The organism is Leucobacter luti, assembly GCF_019464495.1.
Classification (GTDB): domain Bacteria; phylum Actinomycetota; class Actinomycetes; order Actinomycetales; family Microbacteriaceae; genus Leucobacter; species Leucobacter luti_A.
Genome location: NZ_CP080492.1, coordinates 263,922 through 287,297 on the forward strand (window position 1 = coordinate 263,922; position 23,376 = coordinate 287,297).

Consider the following 23,376-nt stretch of genomic DNA (forward strand, 5'->3'; position numbering starts at 1 on the left):
CATACCGCTGTCTCGGATCCTGCGGTTCCTGCGGGCACGGGATAGCGTCGGGGTTGCGCCGCTGCTCGCAGAGGCCGCTGTGAACGCGATCACGGAAATCGATGCGTGGGGCACTCGCTGGGAAGCTCGGGCCGCGCGGGAGGCGGTGAGTGACTCAATTCGACGTCAGATCACGCCGCGCTCACCGGCGCAGCCTCGCCCCTGAAACGCAAGAGGCCGCGGCGCTCGTGAGAGCACCGCGGCCTGGCACGTTCGTGAGGGCCTAGATCCCCAGATTTCCTGCGAAGTCGCCTGCTTCAAGACGCAGGCGTACCTGCGTCAAGAAGCGAGCGGCATCCGCGCCATCGACAATGCGATGATCGTAGGAGATTGCGAGATACACCATGGAACGAACCGCGATTGAATCGCCGTCGGGACCCGAGATCACGACGGGCTTCTTCACGACTGCGCCAGTGCCCAGGATTGCCACCTGCGGGAGGAAGACGAGCGGCGTGTCGAACAGTGCGCCGCGCGAACCGGTGTTGGTCAGCGTGAAGGTGCCACCGCTCAGTTCATCAGGCGTCAGCTTGTTGTCGCGCGTGCGCTGCGCCAGGTCAGCGATCTCGCCCGAGATCTCGGCGAGGTTCTTCTCGCCTGCGGAACGCAGCACCGGTGTGAGCAAGCCACGCTCGGTGTCGACAGCAATGCTGATGTTCTCCGTGTCGGGGTAGACGATCGAATCGCCCTCCACCGTCGCGTTGATGATCGGGTAGGTGCGGAGTGCCTCAGCAGCTGCAAGGGCGAAGAACGGCAGGAAGGAGAGCTTCGACCCGGTCTTGGCGAGGAACTCATCCTTCTTCGCCTGGCGGAACTGCGCCACCTTCGTGACATCCACCTCAACGACGGTCGTGAGCTGCGCCGTGCCCTGCAGAGAGGCTACCGCGCGCTCCGCAATGACCTTGCGGAGACGACTCATCTTTTGCGTGGTGCCGCGGAGCTCGGAGACCTCAACAACCGGAGCTGCTGCCGATGCTGCCGATGCTGATTCGGATGGAGCCGGCTGAGCCGTCGCGGCTGCGAGCACGTCTTCTTTCCGAATCCGCCCCCCAACCCCGGTACCCGTCACCTTGCTCAGATCAACCCCGCGTTCGTTTGCGAGCTTGCGCACAATCGGAGTGACATACCCGGAAGCAGCGTCCGCGGCAACTGCTGCCGCCGGTGCCGCTGCGGGAGCGGGCGTAGCTGCAGGAGCTGGCGTGGCTGCGGGAGCAGGCGCGGACGTTGCCGCAGGAGCTGCAGGCGCGGGCGTTGCCGCAGGAGCGGGCGTAGCTGCGGGAGCAGCCGGGGCGGAGGCGCAGCCTGAGCTGTTTCTGGCGCAGCAGAAGCCGCAACTGGTGCTTCGGGAGCCGGAGCTGCTGGAGCGCCGGAGCCGATGCGTGCGAGGCCCGCGCCAACTTCAACGGTTTCGTCTTCCTGCGCCAGGATTTCCTGCAGCACACCGGCGATCGGCGAGGGCACCTCCGTGTCAACCTTGTCAGTCGACACCTCAAGTAGCGGCTCATCGACCTCGACGGTATCCCCGACGTTCTTGAGCCAGCGAGTCACTGTGCCCTCGGTGATGCTCTCACCAAGCGAGGAAGCACGACTTCTTGGCTGGCGGCGTCCGCAGCGGGTGCTGCAGCTGCGTCGGGTGCGGGCGCCGGAGCCACGGCCTCAGTTGCCGGAGCTTCAGCGGCGGGAGCCGGAGTTTCGGCCGGGGCCGCGGCAGGCGCTGCTTCAGCGGGAGCAGCCGGTGCTGCCTCCGCAGGTGCCGCAGCACCGTCGCCGACAACAGCGAGTACCGCACCCACTTCGGCGGTCTCGTCCTCCTGGACGAGGATCTCCTGGAGTACACCCGCGACGGGGGAGGGAATCTCAGTGTCAACCTTGTCAGTCGATACCTCGAGCAGCGGTTCGTCGATTTCGACGGTGTCGCCGACGTTCTTCAGCCAGCGAGTCACCGTCCCCTCGGTCACGCTCTCACCCAGTGCGGGGAGGACCACCGATTCACTCATCGTGTATATCTCCGTTCGTTACGTCTGAAAGTCTGAATGTGTGCGGGCTCAGATGGCGTGAAGCGGCTTACCTGCGAGCTTCAGCATGGCCTCGCCGATCGTTTCGTTCTGCGTCGGGTGTGCGTGCACGAGTGGAGCAACATCCTCGGGGTGAGCCTCCCAATTCACGATGAGCTGCGCTTCGCCGACGAGCTCGCCAACGCGGGCTCCAATCATGTGCACACCGACAACGGGGCCATCCACCACGCGCACGGCCTTCACCGAGCCGGCTGTGCCGAGGATCGAGCTCTTCGCGTTCCCAGCCAGGTTGTACTCATAGCTGGTGACGTTCCCCTCGCCGTACTTCTCCTTGGCCTTCGCCTCGGTGAGGCCCACCGAAGCGATCTCCGGATCGCAGTAGGTGACCTTCGGGATATTCACGTCTTCGACGATCACTGGCGAGAGGCCAGCGATCTCTTCGGCAACGAAGATGCCCTGCTGGTATCCGCGGTGCGCGAGCTGCAGCCCTGGCACAATGTCGCCAACGGCGTAGACTCCGGCCACGTTCGTTGCCAGGCGCTCGTTCGTGAGCACGAAACCGCGATCCATTTCGATTCCGACCTCTTCGTACCCGAGGCCCTGCGTTGAGGGACCGCGTCCTACTGCGACAAGCAAGTAGTCGGCCGTGATCACGGTGCCGTCTTCGAGGTTTACGGTGACACTGGCATCGTCCTGGGTTACGGACTGGAATCGAACGCCGAGCTTGTAATCGATGCCACGCTTGCGGAATGCCCGCTCGAGCTGCTTTGAGACCGATTCTTCCTCGTTGGGGACCAGGTGGGGGAGCCCCTCGATGATCGTGACCTCAGCTCCGAAGGAGCGCCAGACGCTGGCGAACTCAACGCCGATGACGCCGCCTCCGAGGATCGCGACGCGAGCCGGAACATGATCCAGTTCGAGTGCTCGCTCGCTCGTGATGACTCGTCCGCCGATCTCAAGACCCGGCAGCGAGCGTGAATAGGAGCCCGAAGCCAACACCACGTGCTTGCCAACGATGCGGTCCTCGCCCACCTGAACGGTGTTCGCAGCGACAAGCCGGCCCTCGCCCTCGATCACGGTGATCTTGTTGGCCTTCAGGAGGCCCTGAAGGCCCTTGTGCTTGCCTGCGACGAGGTTCTCGCGATAGCTGTTGACCTTGGCCATATCAATGCCAGCAACGCTGGACAGGATTCCGTAGGTCTCTCCATCGCGTGCGACATCGGCAATCTCCGCGGCGTGGAGCAACGCCTTCGTGGGGACACACCCGCGATGCAGACAAGTGCCACCGAGTTTGTCCTTCTCGATAACGGCGGCGCTAAGCCCAAGCTGCGTAGCCCGGACCGCCGTGGCGTATCCGGCGCTTCCGCCGCCCAGGACGACGATGTCAAACTGCTGATCGGCCAAGTGGGATCTCCCTCGGTGTATGCGCAATAGATTTCCGGCGTCCGCGTGTAAGCGGGCGTACCTTGCCAACCCTACACCTGTGACTGTAAGGACGGCAGGGTCGCATCTGGGGCGAGTCGCCCCAGGATCGGGCACTCCCGGGAGAAGCGGAGTGGGAATAGTGGTTTCGCTGACGGCGTGACAGAAACCACTCGCGCCAGCGCTGCGCTTCGTAGGATGGAGGTGTGACCGAATCAATCTTCTCCGCAGAGTACGCAGAACGCCGCGCCGCCGTTCCGCGTGGGCTCCCGCTCGTGCTCGCGATGCAGGGGCTGAGTGATGCGGGCAACGCAATCTCCCAGCTCGACGAGTATCTGTGGCGCCGCTATGACCCCCAGGAGATCCTGCGATTCAACGCAGATATGCTCCTGGATTATCGGGCTCGGCGCCCCATCATCACCTTCAGTGAGGATCACTTCATCGATTACTCGCCCGAGGAGCTCAGCTTGAGTCTCGCGCACGATGAATTTGGTGCACCATTCCTCCTTCTGAGCGGCTACGAGCCGGACTTTCGGTGGGAGCACTTCATCGACACCGTGCTGCTCCTCGTGCACGAGTTTGAAGTCTCGATCACGGTCTGGTCTCACGCGATCCCAATGCCGGTCCCACACACTCGTCCGCTCTCAGTTACCGTGAGTGGTTCTCGCGATGATCTGATTGAGGCGCGGTCCGTGTGGCGACCCACGACGAAACTCTCCGCGTCTGCCGCCCACGTTCTGGAATACCGCCTCCACAGTCTCGGAGAAGAGGTCGCCGGATTTGCGCTGCTCATCCCGCACTACCTTGCAAATACCGAGTATCCAGAAGCACTCCAGGGCGCCCTCGACGGAATCATGGCCGCCACGGGGCTCATCCTCGCAACAGATGAAGTGCGCGAGGCGTCACGTCGATTCACAGCGCAACTCGACTCGCAGCTCGCAGAGAACCAAGAGTCACTCGAGATGGTGCGCACGCTTGAGCAGCGCTACGACGCCTATATGGAAGACCAGACAACGCGGTCCCCACTGATGAGTGAGGACGGATCGATTCCGACGGCTGATCAGATTGCCAGCGAGCTGGAACGTTTCTTGGCCCAGCAGCAAGGGCCCGCGACTGGCGACACGGAGCCCGACGAGTTTCCCCGTATCTGAAGTTGCGGCGGCGCCCGCATTGCGAGGCGACACCTCGCCTGACGGGCGCCAGCGCGTGCGTGTGGACACCTCCGCGCCGGTGTGGCGTGGTCAGGAGCTGGGCCCAGTTCATGCAATAATAGAGGTGACCAACCCATTCAACTCGTACCGATTTCTGCACGCCGGGAATCAAACGGGCTTGACATGGGTTTTCATGCTGTGAGCACTCGTTGGTGATTCTGCCAGCGACACAGCGACGCATTCGATAGAGAGAGGCGGCTGCGTGGCAACTGCATCCACCCCCAAGACTCGGGCAACCTCCACCACGGCGAAGGCGGCCAAGTCGGCCGCGGCCCCCGCGGAGGAGACCGAGGTATCCACCGAAACTCCGACGACCGGCACCTCAGCGGCGGCAAAGAAGCCTGCTGCAAAAAAGACGGCTGCCACAAAGACGGCTGCCACGAAGACCGCGGCCAAGAAGCCGGCCACGAAGCGTGCAACCGCGAAGAAGGCCGCTGAAGCTGAGCTCGAAGAAGTCGAAGAAGTAGAAGACGACGGCTCTGACGCTGATGACGAAAAGCCTACTCCGGCTGTCACTGAGCCGCTGCCCACCGGCGCAATTGTGCTCAAGGCCAGCGAAGAAGAGGACGTCCCGACAGTAACGACCCTGATTCCCGGCGCGACCGCGGATCCGGTGAAGGACTACCTGAAGCAGATCGGCAAGGTGGCGTTGCTGAACGCCGCCGAAGAAGTCGAGCTTGCGATGCGAATCGAAGCTGGGCTGTTCGCCGAGGAGAAGCTTGCGACGGAGAAGGGGCTTCCCAAGAAGCTGGAGCGTGAGCTCAAGTGGGTTGCGCGAGACGGCCAGCGAGCCAAGAGCCACCTGCTCGGCGCGAACCTCCGCCTCGTGGTGTCGCTTGCCAAGCGTTACACGGGCCGCGGCATGCAGTTCCTTGACCTCATCCAGGAGGGCAACCTCGGCCTGATCCGTGCGGTCGAGAAGTTCGACTACACCAAGGGCTTTAAGTTCTCGACCTACGCCACCTGGTGGATCCGCCAGGCGATCACGCGCGCAATGGCAGACCAGGCGCGCACGATCCGCATTCCTGTGCACATGGTGGAAGTCATTAACAAGCTCGCACGCGTGCAGCGCCAGATGCTGCAGGATCTTGGCCGTGAACCTACGCCAGAAGAGCTCAGCCGCGAACTCGATATGACCCCTGAGAAGGTCATTGAGGTGCAAAAGTACGGCCGCGAGCCGATCTCGCTGCACACTCCTCTTGGCGAGGATGGAGACAGTGAGTTCGGTGACCTCATTGAGGACACTGAGGCCGTGGTGCCGGCTGATGCTGTGGGCTTCACGATGCTGCAACAGCAGCTCGAGCAGCTCCTCGATTCTCTTTCCGAGCGCGAGGCCGGAGTGATTCGGATGCGCTTTGGTCTGGGCGACGGTATGCCAAAGACGCTCGACCAGATTGGTGACACGTTCGGTGTGACCCGTGAGCGTATCCGCCAGATCGAGTCGAAAACGATGGCGAAGTTGCGCCACCCCTCGCGGAGCCAGCAGCTGCGCGACTATCTCGAGTAGGCCACAGGCCACCTCTCGAGGTACTCACAACGCACTGCGCCCCTTGGCTTCAGCCAGGGGGCGCAGTGCGTTGTGCGGTATTCGCCCACGAGGCAGAAAACGCGCAAAGCACAACACCCCCGAGCGAAATCGCTCGGGGGTGTTGTGCAACCCAGTGGTTACGGGGTCAGCTTGTGGCTCTCGTCGTGCCAGACTTCAGCCATTGGGCGAAGCTTGGCCTCGTGCTTGTGCGCGTGATGTGCGCAGAAGAGTAGTTCGCTTCCGCTCAGCTCGACACGCACATACGCCTGCGCGCCGCAACTGTCGCAGCGGTCGAGTGCGCTGAGCGGGCGATCCGCGGCATCGATCGTGTCAGTACGATCTTGCTCGATTGTCGTCATGGCGACCTCCCGTCCATCAGTAATTCAGTACATGTCTATGTAAACACGTTCTGGGTGAGAATCCTCATCGAGAAGCGGCGGGTTCGCTGACCGCGTAGAGCTCGGTCACGCTTCTGCACTCGCCGGGCAAGCTGCACGACCGTGTGGGTGGTCTGGCCTAGGGTAGGGGAGTCATCGAAACAGAGGGGAGCCACTGAGTGGCGACGCAGCGATCAGCAGGGCAGTCATCGGAGTCGAACTACTCCGCACGGCATCTCACCGTGCTCGAGGGACTCGAGGCGGTTCGAAAGCGACCCGGTATGTACATCGGTACGACCGATTCGCGTGGTCTGATGCACTGCCTCTGGGAGATCATCGACAACTCGGTTGACGAAGCACTCGCCGGCTACGGCAATGAGATCGGGATCACGCTGCACCCCGACGGTAGTGTCACGGTGACTGACAACGGCCGCGGTGTCCCCGTGGATGTCGAACCCAAGAGTGGCCTCTCTGGCGTTGAGCTTGTCTTTACGAAGCTGCACGCCGGTGGCAAATTCGGCGGTGGCGGCTATGCGTCTTCCGGCGGACTTCACGGAGTCGGCGCCTCGGTGGTCAACGCGCTTTCCTCGCGACTGGACGTCGAAGTGGATCGTGACGGCAAGACGTGGGCGATGTCCTTCCGGCATGGCGAGCCAGGTGTGTTTGCTGGTGACGGTCCAGATAGCGCTTTCACCCCCTTCGAGGATTCTTCTGAGTTGCGTGTCGCTGGCAAGGTCAAGAAGGGCGTGACGGGAACGCGGGTGCGGTACTGGGCCGATCCGCAGATCTTCCTCTCGACCGCTCAGTTCGAACCTGAGTCACTCGTTGCTCGCGCCCGACAGACCGCGTTTCTCGTCCCGGGCTTGGGGATCGAGATCACTGACGAACGCCCGGAGTCGGTGGACGGGTCCGGGGCACCAACCGTGCACCGATTCGCGTATGAGGGCGGGCTCACGGAGTTCGTCGATTACTTGGCCGTGGACGCACCGCTCACGGAGACGTGGCGTGTCATTGATTCAGGAACGTTCACTGAGACCGTGCCAGTTATGGACGAGGAGACTGGACATCTGGTCTCTCGTGAGGTCGAGCGCAGCTGTGAAGTCGACATCGCGCTGCGCTGGGGCACTGGCTACGACACTGCGATCCAGAGTTTTGTCAACATCATCGCGACGCCCAAGGGCGGTACGCACATGAGTGGCTTCGAGCAGGGGCTCACCAAGTTCTTCCGGAAACAGATCGAGACGAATGCCCGCAAGTTGAAGGCCGGCACGGACAAGCCTGAGAAGGACGACATCCTGACTGGCCTCACGGCAATTGTCACCGTACGCGTTCCCGAGCCGCAGTTCGAGGGCCAGACGAAGGAGGTGCTCGGCACCGCAGCTGTGCGCCAGATCGTCTCCCGCGCGATCGTCAAGGGCCTCACCGAACGGTATGAGTCCACGAAGAAGCACGACAAGACACAGACTGCCGTGTTGCTCGAAAAGATGGTCTCGGAGATGAAGGCGCGGATCGCGCTTCGCGCCCAGCGCGACACGGCGCGGCGCAAAAGCTCGCTTGAGAGTTCCTCGCTGCCCGCCAAACTCATCGATTGCCGCTCGAAGAACGTCTCGGACACCGAGATTTTCATTGTCGAGGGTGACAGTGCCCTCGGCACTGCGCGCCCAGCTCGCGACAGTGAGTTTCAGGCCCTCCTTCCGATCCGAGGAAAAATCCTGAACGTGCAGAAAGCATCGGTCGCGGAGATGCTCAGCAATGCCGAATGCGGAGCGATCATCAAGGTGATCGGCGCCGGCTCCGGCCGCGACTTCGACCTGGAATCCGCTCGCTACGGCAAGGTAATCCTGATGAGCGATGCCGACGTCGATGGTGCCCACATCCGCACACTGCTCCTCACGCTGTTCTTCCGATACATGCGGCCGATGGTGGAGGCCGGTCGCGTGTACGCCGCCGTTCCACCGCTGCACCGTGTGATCGTGCAGAACGCAGGCCGCAAACCCAACGACGTGATCTACACCTACAGTGAGCGCGAACTCAACGCGCTGCTCGCTGATCTGCGCAAGCGCGGGAAGAAATACCAGGAGCCGATCCAGCGCTACAAGGGCTTGGGAGAGATGGACGCAGACCAGCTCGCTGAGACGACGATGGATCGCGAGCACCGCACCCTACGCCGAGTGCGCGTTGAGGACGCCCATGCGGCCTCGCAGGTGTTTGAACTGCTGATGGGCAACGAGGTGGCGCCCCGCAAGGAGTTCATCATCGAGAATGCAGATGATCTCGATCGGGATCGCATTGACGCGTAACACATCCGGAGGAATTCAGGTCACGACACTGCAGTGAAAAACAACGCCGGTTCCCTCGGTCGCGCTACACTCGGTGCGACAGTACCTAGGGTTCCGGGGCAGCGTGCTCGACTGGTCCAAGCGGTACCACGGCTGTTCTCGGGATCAGCCGTCATCTGAACGGACAAAAGCCTGGAGGAACCCCTTCGCCGTGCCCTGCGGCGAAGAGAAGGTTCCCGCATGTCTGTTGTTGCTCTTCTCCTGGTCCTCTCTGCCGCGATCGCACACGCGATCTGGAACATCGTCGCTCACGGCGCAAGCCGCTCGGGCATCCCGTTCCTGTGGTGGGGATCAGTCTTCGCCACAGTACTGTGGGTGGGGGTCATCCCGTTCACCGGCGGATTTGGCACAGGGGACTTCGCTGGGTTCACGCTCGGCATCCTGGTCTCCGCTGTGCTTCACGTCTGCTACATGCTCGTGCTGCAACGCGGCTATGCACGCGGAGAGCTCTCCACGGTCTACGCCACAGCGCGGGGCTCGGGACCGCTGCTCACCGTGTGTGTCGCCATCCTCATTCTCGGAGAACAGCCGAGCTGGCTGGCTCTCTCCGGGGTTGGGCTCGTGCTGCTCGGTGTCGTCGCGTTCGGCATCATCGGCCGGCGCCCTGCGATACCTGCTCGGCTCGGTGGTATCCGGGCGAAGGCCTCAGAGCACGCAGCGGGAATCGGCGACGGGCGCGGGGGAGAAGACGGGCGCACACACGCGAAGCGCTGGAGCAGGTTGATCGATCCCGCGATCGGTTACGGACTCCTCACCGGCGCGGCCATCGCCGCGTACACGATCTGGGACGCCTACGCGGTGAACACCCTCTCGATCGCACCCGTAGCGTTCATGGTGGGCTGCACTGCTGCCGAGATCCCGTTCTTCACCGCTGCGCTGCTCCGGCGTGGCCGCACGGGGACTGCCGGGCTCGGTGTTGAACTGCGCACAAACTGGCGGAGACTCCTGGTATTCGGTATCTTCTCGCCGCTGTCGTACATCCTTGTGCTCACCGCTGTCACAATGGCACCGCTTTCCCTTGTGGCACCGATGCGGGAGGTGAGCGTGGTGCTGGTCGGCCTCTATGGTGCCTGGCGTTTCCGCGAGTCACGCCCGATTTTGCGCATCCTCGCTGCCCTCGTGGTCGTGGCGGGCGTGCTCCTCATCGGCCTGTAGAAGTACAGCGGTGCCGCATGGTGAGATCTGCCACGGCGGCGCAGCGGCGCTGGAGCGCAGCGGCACAGGAGCGCTGCGCCCCAGCATTGCCGTGTGCCCCAGCGCCGCGGTGCGAAGTGCCCCTAGGGCGCCTCGCCGACATACGCCGCAGCGCCGTCGATCGGCTGTCCAGAACCGTCGCGCTTCCCGAGCTCGGTTGGCAGCTTCCGTGCCGCACCGTCTGCCGCAAGCGCACGTGGCTCGCCAGTACCGACCCACGCACAGGCAATCTGGTCTTCCCACTTCAAGAAGCGCTGAATGCGCACGCCACCGGTTGCGCGGCCCTTCGGCGGGATCTCGGCCCAGTCAGTGATCTTTGCCGTCGCAACGTCGGTGCCCGGCAGCGTGATTGAACTGTCCGCCACGGTCACGACCTTCGCAGCGGAGTCGGCCGGTATCGCATTGGCGAAGACGACCTTCGCTTCGGCGCCCAAGCGAATACCGGCCATTCCAGCCGCAGGGCGTCCCTGCGGGCGCACCGTGGTCGCGTCGAATCGCAGCAACTGCGCGTCGCTCGTGACAATCGCGAACTCCGCTCCGTCTGGCGCAGGGAATGCCGCTACCAATTGATCGCCAGTTTTGAGTCCGATGACTTCAAACGTGGGCTTTGCCGGCAGCTCAGTGAGCACCACTCGTTTGACGGTGCCCTGCTGCGTGCAGAGCCCGATCGGCGTGTCCTGATCGAGCGGAGCGATGCCGACGACTCGCAGTTTCTTGTCGGTGACACCGAGGTAGTCAAGGAGCTTGGCGCCCGCTGAAAAGGCGATGCTCGCTGCGGGCACCAGGGGCAGGTCTACGGGCGTGAAACGGTGCAACGTACCGTCGGATAGCACCGCACCGAACTCGCCGCGTACGGTGCCCTCAGCGCTTGAGAGGACGGCACCGTGCTTTGTGGCACGCGGTGCGCCGCGGGTTGACTCGGGAGATTCCGGATCGCGATCGACTCGCAGCGCGCGGCCGGTGACGGAGAGGAGCACCGAACACGGGGTGTCAGCGACTTCGAGCGAAGCTGACGCAGCTGCGGTGCGCGTCGGACGCACCACGGCACCAGTGAGCAGGGTGCGCCGCGGCGTGCCCCACGCGGCAGCGGCCTCGTCGAGCTCAGTCGACACCACACCGCGCAGGCGCGCATCACTGCCGAGAATCTCGAGCAGGCGCGCAATTTCAGCGTTCAGCTCGTCTCGCTCGCTCTCCAGTTCGACCCGAGAGAACTTTGTGAGCCGCCGCAGGCGGAGCTCAAGGATGTACTCAGCCTGCGCCTCGGACAGGTCAAACACCTGCATCAGACGGGTGCGAGCTGTCTCCGAGTCGTCACTGGTGCGGATGAGCTGGATGACCTCATCGATATCCAGGATCGCGATGAGCAGACCCTCCACAAGGTGCAGACGATCGCGACGTTTATCGAGGCGGTACTGCGACCGCCGCGTGATCACTGAGATCCGATGCTCGATAAAGACCCGGAGCATCTCGCGGAGACCAAGCGTCTGCGGCTGTCCATTCACCAGAGCAACGGAGTTGATGCTGAACGAGTCCTCGAGCGGAGTGTAGCGGTAGAGCTGCTCGAGCACGGCTTCTGGCGCGAATCCGGTCTTGAGGGTAATCACGAGACGGAGCCCGTTCTTGCGGTCGGTGAGGTCAGCAACGTCAGAGATGCCAGAAAGCTTCTTCGCTTCGACTCCTTGCTTGATCTTCTCGATCACGCGCTCGGGGCCAACCAAATAGGGGAGTTCCGTAACGACCAGGCCGGTGCGGCGAGGCCCGAGCTGCTCGACAGCCACCTTGGCGCGCGTGCGGAAGGCGCCACGACCAGTCCGGTAGGCGTCTTTAACCCCGTCAAGACCGACTATCGTTCCGCCACCAGGCAGATCCGGGCCGGGGATAAACTCCATGAGTTCTTCAACAGTGGCGTTCGGGTGATGCAGTAGATGCTTCGCGCCGTCCACCACCTCAATCAGGTTATGCGGCGCAAGGTTCGTGGCCATGCCGACGGCGATGCCGCTCGCACCGTTCACAAGCAGGTTGGGCACAGCCGAAGGCAGCACCTCCGGCTGCATGATCTGATTGTCATAGTTGGGAACGAAATCCACGACGTTCTCGTCGAGTGAGTCCGTCATCGCGAGCGCAGCGCCGGCGAGGCGAGCCTCGGTGTATCGGGAGGCAGCCGGGCCGTCGTCGAGCGAGCCGAAGTTGCCATGGCCGTCCACAAGGGGCAGGCGCATATTGAAGCTCTGCGCCATGCGCACGAGCGCGTCGTAGATCGACGAATCGCCGTGCGGGTGCAGTTTGCCCATCACTTCGCCGACGACGCGGGCCGACTTCACGTGGCCCTTCTCGGGGCGTAGTCCCATGTCGTCCATCATGAACAGGATTCTGCGCTGCACAGGCTTCAGCCCGTCACGGGCATCAGGCAAGGCGCGCGAGTAGATTACGGAGTAGGCGTACTCAAGGAACGAACCCTCCATCTCCTGGGAGATGTCAATGTCCTCGATGCGTTCGCCGGCGATCTCGTGTGGGGCTCCGGGCGATTCGGTCATAATGGAGATCATGCTACCGACAGCTGCCGACAACGGCGCGAGGCTTGCCGCGATTCTGCCAAGCGGACTTGCCGCAGTCTCACAGGGCCTCGGCCACAATCCACTCGAAACACTTGAGCGCGCCTTCGGTTCGCCGGGCGGGGCCCGCCTGGGAGAGCTCGATCCGCAGCAGATCCCGCCGCTGCGCTCACTCGTGTTGCTCGTCGTTGACGGTCTCGGTCACGCGAACCTGCGAGCACGCCGCGGCCACGCGCCGACACTGGCGGGGCTCCCGCAGCGGCGCATTGAGACAGTTGCACCCTCAACGACGGGTGCCGCGTTGACAACGATCACGACCGGCAGGCTGCCAGGGGCGCACGGACTCATTGGCTACCGGATCCGCCACCCAGAACTCGGTGTCATCACCACACTCAACGAGTGGGATGGGATCGCTGATCGCCGCACATGGCAGCTCGCCGAGCCGCTTTTTGCGCAGGCAGCCGCACTCGGTGCTCGCCCACTGGTGATCGGCCGGCCGGCCCACGCGAACGGTGGGCTCACCGAGGCGATACTTTCGGGTGCCGAGTATCTCGCTGGCCAGCGGATCGACGATCGTTTCGCGATTGCCTCACAAGCGCTGCGGGGCGGAGAACCGACGGTGATGTATCTCTACATTGACGAGCTCGATCGCGCGGCACACGAGTATGGCTCAGCGAGCGGTGAATGGGTGCGCAGATTGGAGCAGCTCGATGCTGCACTCACAGACTTCTTGCGCACACTGCCTGGGGAAGTCGGCGTCGTGGTGACTGCAGATCATGGCATCGTCGACGTTGCACCAGAGCAGCACGTGCTCATGGACTCAGCACCCGAACTCCTCGCGGGAGTCGCTGAGATCGGTGGTGAACCGCGGTTTCGCTCGCTCTATCTGACGCCAGGTGCGGACCCGACCGAAGTGCAACAGCGCTGGGCAGAGTCTGAACGGGATCGTGCGTGGGTATTTACCCGCGATGAGGGAATTGCTGCGGGATTGTTCGGACCCGTGGCGCCCGGCGTCGCCGAGCGGCTGGGCGATGTACTTATCGCGGCCAGGAAACGCGTCGCGTACACCTTGAGTAGCGACGATGCTGGCTCTCACGCCATGATCGGGCAACACGGGTCATTCAGCGATGAGGAGCGCGGTGTGCCGCTCGCGCTGGGTGGGGCACTTGCTGGGACCAGTTTCGCGGCTCTGGTCACTGCCGTCGCGAGCCGCAGCGGAGTCAACGGAACCTGAGTTCGAGGGGCGCTCCACAGGGGGGCGCCCCTGTCGCTACTGGTTCGGGTCTTCGTCGCTGCGAGTACCGAACAGGATGTCGTCCCAGCTGGGGATTGATGCGCGTCCCTTTTTGGGAAGCTTTTCCTGTGTATCTTCGGCCTTCTCTGGCGCAGGAGCTTCAGAGTTTGGCGCGGCTGCAAGCGACTCGGCGGGGGACCGCGGCGCCTTCGGGAGCGGTTTGGTGGCATTCGCTGGCGCAGCGGGAGCTTCGCTGCGACTCCCACGGGGCGGTGCAGAGCCACTCACTCCACTCGCACCCCAGATGCTGCGTGCACGTGCTTCGGAGGGCGGCGGCGTCGGTTCGGGAAGTTCCAGCTGAGCTTCGCCGCCCACGTCTGCGCCCGGCGTTTCTGGTGCGGCCGTCTCTGCAACTTCGGCGAGTGCTGCTGCGCGGTTCGCTTCGTCGCGCTCGCCTCTCCTGCGGCGCAGGGCGTCAAGCAAATCAGCGGTCTGGCTGAGATCCACCGGGAGCGCTTCACTCGTCTTGATGGCGCGTTGGTCGATCTCGCGCCTGCGCTCGTAGTCGGCCTCGACACTCTCCGGTGTCGCGTCCTGTACGGCGTCCGACGGAGAATCCTGAGCGGCTGGAGATGAAGCGTCCGCCAGCTCAACAGTAGGTGCCTCTGCAACGGCCGAAGCCACTTCGTTTGCGTCAAACGCTCCCGAGTCGAAGCGTGTCGCTCCATCCGCGGTGTCAACCGCTCGGAGCTTCGGAATCAGCCGATCGCCCACCTCGCCCTGTTTCGACAAGTTCACCGCGTCCGGAGTAATGGGGGAGAGCGCGCCCTTGCGGTGCTCGAATGCCCACACCGCACGGTGAGCCACGTCATGAGAGATGAACTCGAGACCGATCATCCACCCGGTCTCCTCGTCGCGCCAGGACGACCACTCGCTGGCATCTGCGCCGAGGGAGATGAGGCGTTCCTGAATGACGGATCCGAAGCGCTGATCCGAGTCTGCGTGCGCTTCAGCGCGCACAGGCACAGCGTGCGCGCGCTCAAGGACATACCGACGCTCTGCGAGCACGGGTTCCTCGTAACGCTCGATATCGGACTCGTCGAGCCCGGTCTGAGCGACGATTTCGGCACGCGTCTTCCCGGCGCGGATCAGGGCCTGGATCTCACGCGGCCGCACCTTGCTCGTATCGCGTTCGCGCCGGCTCAGTGCCCGCAATTCGCTCAGTACGGCATCGTCGACGACGAGTCGGAATTCCTGGTCGGCATCGTTCGCAACGATGAGTGTCTGATCCTCACGTCGCACAAAGCGCAATTCATCCATCGGCGCATCCCTTCCTCGCTCGCGAACCAGGGTGACACACCTCACCGGTGGTGTGCAGTATTGACGCGGCGCGTAGGAAACTTCGGGCACATACATTTCGCGTACAGAGAACTCGGAGGCTCAGAGTTTGCATGAAACGTGAATCGTACGGCAGACTATGGCCGCTCGATGGTTGTGGTGCTGAAATACGGCACAAGATTGCAGGAGAGAATGGCTACTGATTACGACGCCCCCCGGAAGTCCGAAGAAGAAGCCGACTCCATTGAGGCGCTGAAAGAACGCGGGCCCGCTAAGGGCGCTTCGGGCCTCGATTCGGAGGACGCCGATAACCCCAGTTTTGATCTAGGCGGATCAGATCTGTCCGACGTGGAACTCGACGTCGTCGTGCTTCCACAGCAGGATGACGAGTTCACCTGCGTCAATTGCTTCCTGGTGCGCCACCGCTCCCAGATGGATCACCAGACTGATCTTGGACCTATTTGCGCGGAGTGCGCGGTCTAAGTTCATCAGGGTGCGGGCGCACGGTGCTCGCACCACCGCGTGACAGTGCACGGTTGAGGCCGTGGGAACGCTGCGTGGCCGCTGTGACGGGAAACCCACGCGGAGCAATTTCGACCCCGGAAACACATGAAAGCCCGCGTCACCGCTCTCGAATGCGAGGGGTGACGCGGGCTTTTCCGTGCCTGCGCAACGCCTGGAACTTAGCCCCGAGCTGCGACGATGGCGTCTGCAAGCTTCTTCGGGTGCCGTGTGGTGATGATCCAGTACGGAGCGGGGTCTGCAGGATCAATGTTCACGATCCGGAGCCCGCGGTGGATCCAACCGCGCACCATCAGAAAGCTCCGAGCGTCAAGGCCGGGCCCGATTGCCGCGCGGAGCGCCTCGCTCCCCAGCAGTTCGATGTCACCGAGCTGATTGACCGGGATCGAAGCATGTCCGGCGATGAGCGTATTCCCCGACACCCGCACCGTGGGCGCGAGGAGGAGCATCGTCACACACGCAATCACGAACACGATCACTCCCATCGGGATCGCGAACGGAGCGTTAATCGGGGTGAACACGAGCGCTACAGCCGGAACAATGAGCAGCAAGGCGATGAATAGCCCTGGTCCCGGTACCAAGCGCTCGCGGTATTCCGGAGAAGAAGGTGTTGCGGAGGCCGCGCTGGAGGCGGAAACGTCGCTCGTCATGCTCTCATTATCTCTCAAGCGCCTACGCCCTCGCTGTGTGCGCAGGTGCTTCAGCAAAGAGTGAGTCCGCGGGCGGGATGATCCGATAACCTGGCCGGGTGACCGATGTAGTTGAGATTCCGTTCCACGCTGAGAATGCGCCCCGTTACGCACACGCGGATGACGCAGGTGCCGACTTGATGGCTTCCGAGCCAGTGACGCTCGCGCCGGGCGCTCGCGCGCTCGTGGGCACCGGTGTCGCGATCGCGTTGCCCGAAGGCTATGCGGGTTTCGTGGTGCCGCGCAGCGGGCTCGCAGCCAAACATGGCATCACAGTGGTCAATTCGCCCGGCACGATCGATGCCGGGTACCGCGGTGAAATCAAGGTCACCCTGCTCAATACGGATCAAAACACGGCATTCGACGTGGAGGTGGGGGATCGCATTGCCCAACTCATCATCATGCCGGTGTCGCGCGCAACGTTTATTCCGGTTGCAGAGCTGCCCGAGAGCGTGCGCGGCACCAGCGGTTTCGGCTCAACCGGAGTCCGCGGCTAAGAATCTTGGGCACGCGGCCACTTCGGTCGTGTTGCCTCACCGTTAAGGCCTCGCATTGCGGGGAGCGAACAAGGAGTAGACGAGTATGAGCGACGAACAGCGCGAGCAGGAGGCGGCAGAGCCGCAGCGAACCGCCGAAGAAGTGGAACTGCGCGAGGCCACCCCCGATGAGGTGGATGACACCAAGTCCGCACCGGAGGATCGCGAGGTCGCCGGACCGTTCGACGCAGCGGAAGTGCCCGCTATGCGCCCGTACGTCGATCTCGGTGGCATCAAGGTGGCACCACGCGAGGGACTGCAGCTCAGGCTCGAGGTTGACGAGCGTGCGAATCGAGTCGTCGCGGTGTCCCTCGAGTATGCCGAGTCCCTCCTCCAGGTGCAGGCGTTTGCCGCTCCGAAGACTACGGGCCTGTGGCACGGAGTGCGCGGAGAGCTGACCCAGCAGATGAGCGCTCAGGGTGCCACCGTTGCTGAGGAATCCGGCCCGCTCGGCCCCGAGCTGCTGGTGCAAACCACGGCCACTGCCGAACAGGGCGGATCCCGCACGGTGCGCTTCATCGCGGTTGACGGCCCACGGTGGATGCTGCGTGGAGTTCTCATGGGGCAGGGCGCGACGGACTCGCAGGCGCGTGAGCGCGTGCTTGAGGTGTTCCGCGAACTCGTGGTTGTCCGTGGCGATCAGCCCATGCCGCCGAGTGAGCTGCTCCCGCTCAAGGTGCCCGCCGGAGTCCAGGCTCAGCGCACGGACGCACCAGATGGGGCGCAGCCCGCGTGAGCGTGAACAGTGGGCCCCTCGAACCAGAACGTGAGCCGGCGGAGGAAGCGCAGAGTGGCGCTCACCCCGCGCAGGGAGTTCCGGTCGGGGCGGTCCAGCGGCTCGGCGGGATGGCCCGTGCCGTTCAGGCAGGCGCCGCAGGCGAGGACGTCAACGCGCAGAACGTGCTCGCCACGATCGGCGGCTGGCGTGGGGTCGCGGAAACGTTGCTGCCCAGCTTGATTTTCCTCGGAATTTACGTCCCGACTCAAGATGCGCGGCTCGCCGCGATCGTGCCGGGCGTGCTCGCCGTGATCCTGTTTGTCATCCGTCTCGTGCGGCGGGAGACGCCAGTCTCGGCGCTGTCAGGCATGCTCGGGGTTGGCATTGCCGTGCTCATCACCCTGGTCACGGGACGCGGCGTCGACTACTTCCTGTGGGGATTCGTCATCAACACGGCGTGGGCCCTTGGGCTCGTGATTTCGTTGCTCATTGGCTGGCCAGCCATCGGTCTTGTGATCGGGTTTGTACGTGGCGATCTCACAGGGTGGCGGCGTGAACTGCGGCTGAAGCGCATGGGCACGCTGCTGACGCTGCTCTGGCTCGCGATGTTCGTTGCGCGCCTCGCTGTGCAGCTTCCGATGTATCTCGCAGAGCAGGTCACCGCGCTCGGCGCGGCCAGGATCGTAATGGGCACGCCGCTGTTCGCTGCTGTGATCATTGTCACCTGGTTCGGGGTTCGGCGTGTCGCGAAATCATCTGATGATTCGAAGCCCGATATCGTTGGGAGCACTGGGCAAACCGCCCCGCCGGAGTGAGTCTTGAGGGCTCCATTTCGGTGTAGAGTTATCTTGACATCGAGATAAATTGGAGGAGCCTCATGGGAGCCGTCAACAGCTTCGACGCGAAGAGCACCCTCGCCGTCGGCGAGCAGGACTACGAGATCTACCGGATCGACCGCGTACCCGGCCACGAGCGTTTGCCCTACAGCCTGAAGGTGCTGCTGGAAAACCTGCTCCGCACCGAAGACGGTGCGAACGTCACGAAGGCGCACATCGAGGCGCTGGGCGGCTGGGATCCCGCAGCACAGCCCGACACGGAGATTCAGTTCACCCCGGCACGCGTCATCATGCAGGACTTCACCGGCGTTCCCTGCGTGGTTGACCTCGCGACGATGCGTGAGGCCGTCGTCGATCTCGGGGGCACGCCCGACAAGATCAACCCGCTGGCACCCGCTGAGATGGTCATCGACCACTCGGTGATCTCCGATGTGTACGGCTCCGCTGACGCAGCTGCGCGCAACGTTGAGATCGAGTACCAGCGCAACGGCGAGCGCTACCAGTTCCTGCGCTGGGGCCAGGGGGCGTTTGACGAGTTCAAGGTGGTCCCGCCCGGGACAGGCATCGTGCACCAGGTCAACATTGAATACCTGGCGCGCGTCACCTTCACTCGCACGGTCAACGGCGCGCTCCAGGCGTACCCCGACACCTGTGTTGGCACCGACTCGCACACCACGATGGAGAACGGCCTCGGCGTGCTGGGCTGGGGTGTTGGCGGCATTGAGGCCGAGGCCGCTATGCTCGGTCAGCCCATCTCGATGCTGATCCCACGCGTCGTCGGTTTCAAGCTTTCTGGCAAGATCCCCGCAGGCGTTACTGCGACCGATGTGGTGCTCACGATCACTCAGATGCTGCGCCAGCACGGCGTCGTCGGCAAGTTCGTCGAGTTCTACGGGGAGGGCGTTGGCTCCGTGCCGCTCGCGAACCGCGCCACCATCGGCAATATGAGCCCGGAGTTCGGCTCGACCGCGGCGATGTTCCCAGTGGACGATGTGACGCTTGACTACCTCCGCCTCACCGGGCGCAGCGAAGAGCAGATCGCCCTGATCAAGGCGTACACCCAGGAGCAGGGCATGTGGCATGACCCTGCGAAGGAGCCCGAGTTCAGCGAGTACCTCGAGCTCGATCTCAGCACGGTCGTGTCTTCGATCGCCGGCCCGAAGCGTCCGCAGGATCGCATCGAGCTCACCGCGGCGAAGACGCAGTTCGAGACCGATCTCAAGAACTACGCGCAGGCAGCCAACCCCGCAAAGGTCACAGACACTGCAGGTAACGAGTTCGAACTCGATCACGGCGCGGTGACGCTCGCTTCGATCACCTCGTGCACGAACACCTCGAACCCCTCGGTCATGCTCGCGGCGGGCGTGCTCGCTCGCAACGCAGTCGCTAAGGGCCTCAAGGCGCAGCCCTGGGTCAAGACTACGCTGGCACCGGGATCCAAGGTCGTCACGGACTACTACGAGAAGTCGGGTCTGAATCAGGACCTTGAAGCCCTGGGCTTCTACACCGTCGGTTATGGCTGCGTGACCTGCATCGGAAACTCCGGCCCGCTGAACGAGGAGATCTCGCACGCGGTCAACGAGAACGATCTGGCCGTCACGGCCGTGCTCTCGGGTAACCGCAACTTCGAGGGCCGCATCAACCCGGATATCAAGATGAACTACCTCGCGAGCCCGCCGCTCGTGATCGCGTACTCGCTTGCCGGCACGATGGACTTCGACTTCGACACGGAGTCACTCGGCAAGGATCACGACGGAAACGACGTCTTCCTGCGTGACATCTGGCCCGACCCGACCGAGGTGCAGCAGATCGCCGACGCCTCGATCGACTCCGACATGTTCACGTCGAAGTACGCCACAGTGTTCGACGGTGACGAGCACTGGACCTCGCTGCCGACACCCGACGGCAACACCTTCGCCTGGGACGAAAAGTCGACCTACGTGCGCAAGGCACCGTACTTCGAGGGCATGACCCTCGAGACGGTTCCGGTCACCGACATCTCGGGTGCGCGCGTGCTCGCCAAGCTCGGCGATTCGGTCACCACTGACCACATCAGCCCCGCTGGCAGCTTCCGCGCTGAGACTCCGGCCGGTCAGTACTTGGTCGAGAACGGCATCGCGGTGCGCGATTTCAACACCTATGGCTCGCGCCGTGGCAACCATGAGGTCATGATCCGCGGCACCTTCGCGAACATCCGCCTCCGCAACCAGCTCCTCGACAACGTAGAAGGTGGGTTCACGCGCGACTTCACCCAGGAGGGCGCACCGAAGTCCTACATCTACGATGCGTCGCAGAACTACCAGGCAGCTGGTATCCCACTCGTGGTGCTCGGTGGCAAGGAATACGGTTCGGGCTCCTCACGCGACTGGGCCGCAAAGGGCACCAGTCTGCTGGGTGTTAAGGCCGTGATCACCGAGAGCTTCGAGCGTATTCACCGCTCGAACCTGATCGGTATGGGCGTACTGCCGCTGCAGTTCCCCGTGGGCGAGAGCGCTGATTCGCTCGGACTTGACGGCACGGAGACGTTCGACATTGCCGGCGTCACGCAGCTCAACGAGGGCGTCACCCCGAAGACCGTTGCCGTGACAGCGACGAAGGCTGACGGCAACGTCGTCGCCTTCGACGCGGTCGTGCGCATCGACACCCCGGGTGAGGCGGACTACTACCGCAACGGCGGTATTCTCCAGTACGTGCTGCGTTCGCTCGTCTAGGGACGCTACGCGCTATACAGGGCCCGGGTGCATGCACTCGGGCCCTGTGCGTGTGTGCTGGTGCAGCTTCACCACGCTCCGGCGAGTAGACTGTTGAGATACTCCGCCACTCTCGGCTGGGGCTGAAGGGGAGGTAACCGGGTGGCGATTCTGGATGGAATCGAAGGTCCGCGAGACCTCGATGCCCTCACCCCCGAAGAGTGCCTGCAGCTTGCAGCGGAGATTCGGGAGTTCTTGATCGCTGAGGTCGCCAAGACTGGCGGACACCTGGGCCCGAACCTCGGCGTCGTTGAGTTAACGATTGCGATCCATCGCGTGTTTGACTCACCCCGTGATCCCATCGTCTTCGATACGGGTCACCAGAGCTACGTGCATAAGATCCTCACCGGCCGCCGCGACTTCTCGTTGCTGCGACGCAAAGGCGGACTCGCCGGGTACCCGCAGCGCTCGGAGTCGGAACACGACATCGTGGAGAGCTCACACGCATCCAGCTCGCTGAGCTGGGCGGATGGGATTTCGCGCGCGTTTGCCCGAACCGGCCAGGAAGATCGTCACGTGGTCGCGCTCGTGGGAGACGGCGCCCTCACGGGAGGCATGACCTGGGAAGCATTGAACAACATCACCGACGATAACGACCGCAACCTGGTCATCGTCGTGAACGACAACGGACGGTCCTACGCCCCGACGATTGGCGGCATGGCACGATTCCTCAACTCGGTGCGCTCCAAAGACACCTACCGCGATCTGCAGGAGGGCAGCGAAAAGCTGTTTTCGCGTTTGGGGCGGCCAGGTCGAACGCTCTACCGCGGCACACGCGGGGCCCTGCACGGTTTCTTGAGCCGGGCAAGTAACAACGACCACCTGTACTCAAACCTCGACATCAAGTATCTCGGCCCGGTTGACGGGCACGACCTCGCCGCCGTCGAAGAAGTGCTGCACCAGGCCAAGGGCTACGGACGCCCCACCCTCGTGCACGTCATCACCGAGAAGGGTCGCGGCTACGCGCCTGCGGAAAACGATGAAGCTGACCAGTTCCACTCGGTTGGCCAGATCAATCCCGGCAATGGTGAGCCGGTTTCGGTATCGAACGGCGCGAGCTGGACAGGCGTGTTCCGCAAACGAATTGTCGAACTCGCGGACACGAACGATCGCATCGTGGCGATCACCGCTGCGATGCTTGCCCCCACTGGGCTCGACGCGTTGGCAGAGAAGCACCCGAAGCGAGTCTACGATGTGGGAATCGCTGAACAGCACGCGGTGACGAGTGCTGCCGGCCTTGCCTACGGGGGCCTGCACCCCGTCGTGGCGGTCTACGCGACGTTCATGAATCGCGCCTTCGATCAGCTGCTCATGGATGTCGCGCTCCACCACGCCGGCGTCACGTTCGTGCTTGACCGCGCAGGCCTCACCGGCCCCGATGGCGCCAGCCACAATGGTGTGTGGGATCTCGCGACGCTCCAGGTAGTGCCCGGGATCCGGATATCGGCACCGCGCGACGAAGAAACCCTCCGCGAGCTTCTCGCTGAGGCGGTGGCGATCGACGACGGGCCGACAGTGATCCGGTACCCCAAGGGGTCTGTCGGCCGGCCGATCCCTGCGCTCCGCCGCACCACGGACGGCGTCGATGTGCTGCGCGAGGTGCCGCCCGAAGCGGTAGAACGCGATGTCCTCTTCGTGACGGTCGGACCGATGGCGGCGATTGCACTGGAAGCAGCCGAACTGCTCACCGAGCACGGAATTAGTTCGAGCGTGGTGGATCCGCGCTGGGTGGTTCCTGTCGCACAGTCCGTCGTTGAGCTGGCCCGATCGCATCGCTTGCTCATCAGTATCGAAGATGGTATCCGCGTCGGCGGTGTCGGAACCCGGATCAGGCAGGCGCTGCGCGATGCGGAGGTGGATACCGCGGTCAGTGAGCTGGGCACGCCAGACGAGTTCCCCGAACACGCCTCACGCGAACAGTTGCTCGAGTCTGCCGGGCTCACCGCCGCACAGATCGCGGCCGATGTCTCAGCGCAGGTGCGCGGGGTCAAAGTACCGGTCGCACGCCAAGAGCCCCGCACGGAACCCATCGCGCTCCCCGTGGACGGTCCGCTGCCCGAGACGCACCCGTAGGCTTCC

The 23,376-nt window shown here is 63.5% G+C and carries 16 protein-coding genes and 1 pseudogene; 11 read left to right on the top strand and 6 right to left on the bottom strand.

Annotated features, from left to right (window positions below; genetic code table 11):
• Positions 1-262: 262 nt before the first annotated feature.
• Both sucB and lpdA read right to left on the bottom strand, forming a co-directional pair.
• Positions 263-2,033: pseudogene (gene sucB, locus K1X41_RS01240) on the bottom strand (2-oxoglutarate dehydrogenase, E2 component, dihydrolipoamide succinyltransferase).
• A gap of 48 nt (positions 2,034-2,081) precedes the next feature.
• Positions 2,082-3,455, bottom strand: coding sequence for a dihydrolipoyl dehydrogenase (lpdA, locus tag K1X41_RS01245; protein ID WP_220175137.1), 1,374 nt, complete (start codon positions 3,453-3,455; stop codon positions 2,082-2,084).
• A 224-nt stretch (positions 3,456-3,679) separates the two neighbouring features.
• Between lpdA and K1X41_RS01250 the strand changes: the two genes are divergently transcribed.
• Together K1X41_RS01250 and K1X41_RS01255 are read left to right on the top strand one after the other, a co-directional pair.
• A complete protein-coding gene (locus tag K1X41_RS01250; protein WP_207907390.1) occupies positions 3,680-4,624 on the top strand; it encodes a proteasome assembly chaperone family protein in 945 nt (314 codons plus the stop codon).
• 262 nt (positions 4,625-4,886) lie between these two features.
• Complete coding sequence (locus tag K1X41_RS01255; RefSeq protein WP_132203269.1) at positions 4,887-6,191, top strand: RNA polymerase sigma factor; 1,305 nt, start codon at positions 4,887-4,889, stop codon at positions 6,189-6,191.
• Between the two features lie 158 nt (positions 6,192-6,349).
• On the opposite strand, the gene K1X41_RS01260 is transcribed toward K1X41_RS01255, so the two are convergent.
• Positions 6,350-6,571 (bottom strand): DUF7455 domain-containing protein, encoded by a 222-nt coding sequence (locus K1X41_RS01260; RefSeq protein ID WP_132203271.1) that lies wholly within the window; start codon positions 6,569-6,571, stop codon positions 6,350-6,352.
• 197 nt (positions 6,572-6,768) lie between these two features.
• On the opposite strand from K1X41_RS01260, the gene K1X41_RS01265 reads away from it, so the two are divergent.
• Together K1X41_RS01265 and K1X41_RS01270 are read left to right on the top strand one after the other, a co-directional pair.
• Positions 6,769-8,889 (top strand): DNA gyrase/topoisomerase IV subunit B, encoded by a 2,121-nt coding sequence (locus tag K1X41_RS01265; protein ID WP_220175138.1) that lies wholly within the window; start codon positions 6,769-6,771, stop codon positions 8,887-8,889.
• Between the two features lie 219 nt (positions 8,890-9,108).
• The gene (locus K1X41_RS01270; RefSeq protein ID WP_220175139.1) at positions 9,109-10,083 is read left to right on the top strand and encodes an EamA family transporter; all 975 of its coding nucleotides are present in this window, start codon (positions 9,109-9,111) and stop codon (positions 10,081-10,083) included.
• A gap of 122 nt (positions 10,084-10,205) precedes the next feature.
• Here K1X41_RS01270 and K1X41_RS01275 read toward each other — a convergent pair whose 3' ends face one another.
• Positions 10,206-12,656: a DNA gyrase/topoisomerase IV subunit A gene (locus K1X41_RS01275; protein ID WP_133617748.1), complete on the bottom strand. Its 2,451-nt coding sequence runs from the start codon at positions 12,654-12,656 to the stop codon at positions 10,206-10,208.
• Positions 12,657-12,666: 10 nt separating this feature from the next.
• Between K1X41_RS01275 and K1X41_RS01280 the strand changes: the two genes are divergently transcribed.
• Positions 12,667-13,908 carry an alkaline phosphatase family protein gene (locus K1X41_RS01280; RefSeq protein WP_133617749.1) on the top strand — a complete coding sequence of 414 codons (1,242 nt, stop codon included), beginning with the start codon at positions 12,667-12,669 and terminating at the stop codon, positions 13,906-13,908.
• Between the two features lie 36 nt (positions 13,909-13,944).
• Here K1X41_RS01280 and sepH read toward each other — a convergent pair whose 3' ends face one another.
• Positions 13,945-15,228, bottom strand: a complete 1,284-nt coding sequence (gene sepH / locus K1X41_RS01285) for a septation protein SepH (RefSeq protein ID WP_220175140.1) — start codon at positions 15,226-15,228, stop codon at positions 13,945-13,947.
• Positions 15,229-15,438: 210 nt separating this feature from the next.
• Between sepH and K1X41_RS01290 the strand changes: the two genes are divergently transcribed.
• Entirely contained in the window at positions 15,439-15,729 is a 291-nt protein-coding gene (locus K1X41_RS01290; RefSeq protein ID WP_132204039.1) for a DUF4193 domain-containing protein, read from the top strand.
• Positions 15,730-15,929: 200 nt separating this feature from the next.
• On the opposite strand, the gene K1X41_RS01295 is transcribed toward K1X41_RS01290, so the two are convergent.
• Positions 15,930-16,418 (bottom strand): DUF3093 domain-containing protein, encoded by a 489-nt coding sequence (locus K1X41_RS01295; RefSeq protein WP_133617750.1) that lies wholly within the window; start codon positions 16,416-16,418, stop codon positions 15,930-15,932.
• 98 nt (positions 16,419-16,516) lie between these two features.
• Here K1X41_RS01295 and dut point away from each other — a divergent pair, with 98 nt between their 5' ends.
• From dut to dxs, 5 genes are all read left to right on the top strand, one after another.
• Positions 16,517-16,954 carry a dUTP diphosphatase gene (dut, locus tag K1X41_RS01300; protein ID WP_220175141.1) on the top strand — a complete coding sequence of 146 codons (438 nt, stop codon included), beginning with the start codon at positions 16,517-16,519 and terminating at the stop codon, positions 16,952-16,954.
• Between the two features lie 85 nt (positions 16,955-17,039).
• Entirely contained in the window at positions 17,040-17,729 is a 690-nt protein-coding gene (locus K1X41_RS01305; RefSeq protein WP_220175142.1) for a DUF3710 domain-containing protein, read from the top strand.
• Positions 17,730-17,839: 110 nt separating this feature from the next.
• Entirely contained in the window at positions 17,840-18,526 is a 687-nt protein-coding gene (locus K1X41_RS01310; RefSeq protein WP_220175143.1) for a DUF3159 domain-containing protein, read from the top strand.
• 62 nt (positions 18,527-18,588) lie between these two features.
• Entirely contained in the window at positions 18,589-21,258 is a 2,670-nt protein-coding gene (gene acnA, locus K1X41_RS01315; RefSeq protein ID WP_132203291.1) for an aconitate hydratase AcnA, read from the top strand.
• A gap of 141 nt (positions 21,259-21,399) precedes the next feature.
• Positions 21,400-23,370, top strand: coding sequence for a 1-deoxy-D-xylulose-5-phosphate synthase (gene dxs / locus K1X41_RS01320; RefSeq protein ID WP_133616651.1), 1,971 nt, complete (start codon positions 21,400-21,402; stop codon positions 23,368-23,370).
• Positions 23,371-23,376: the final 6 nt, after the last annotated feature.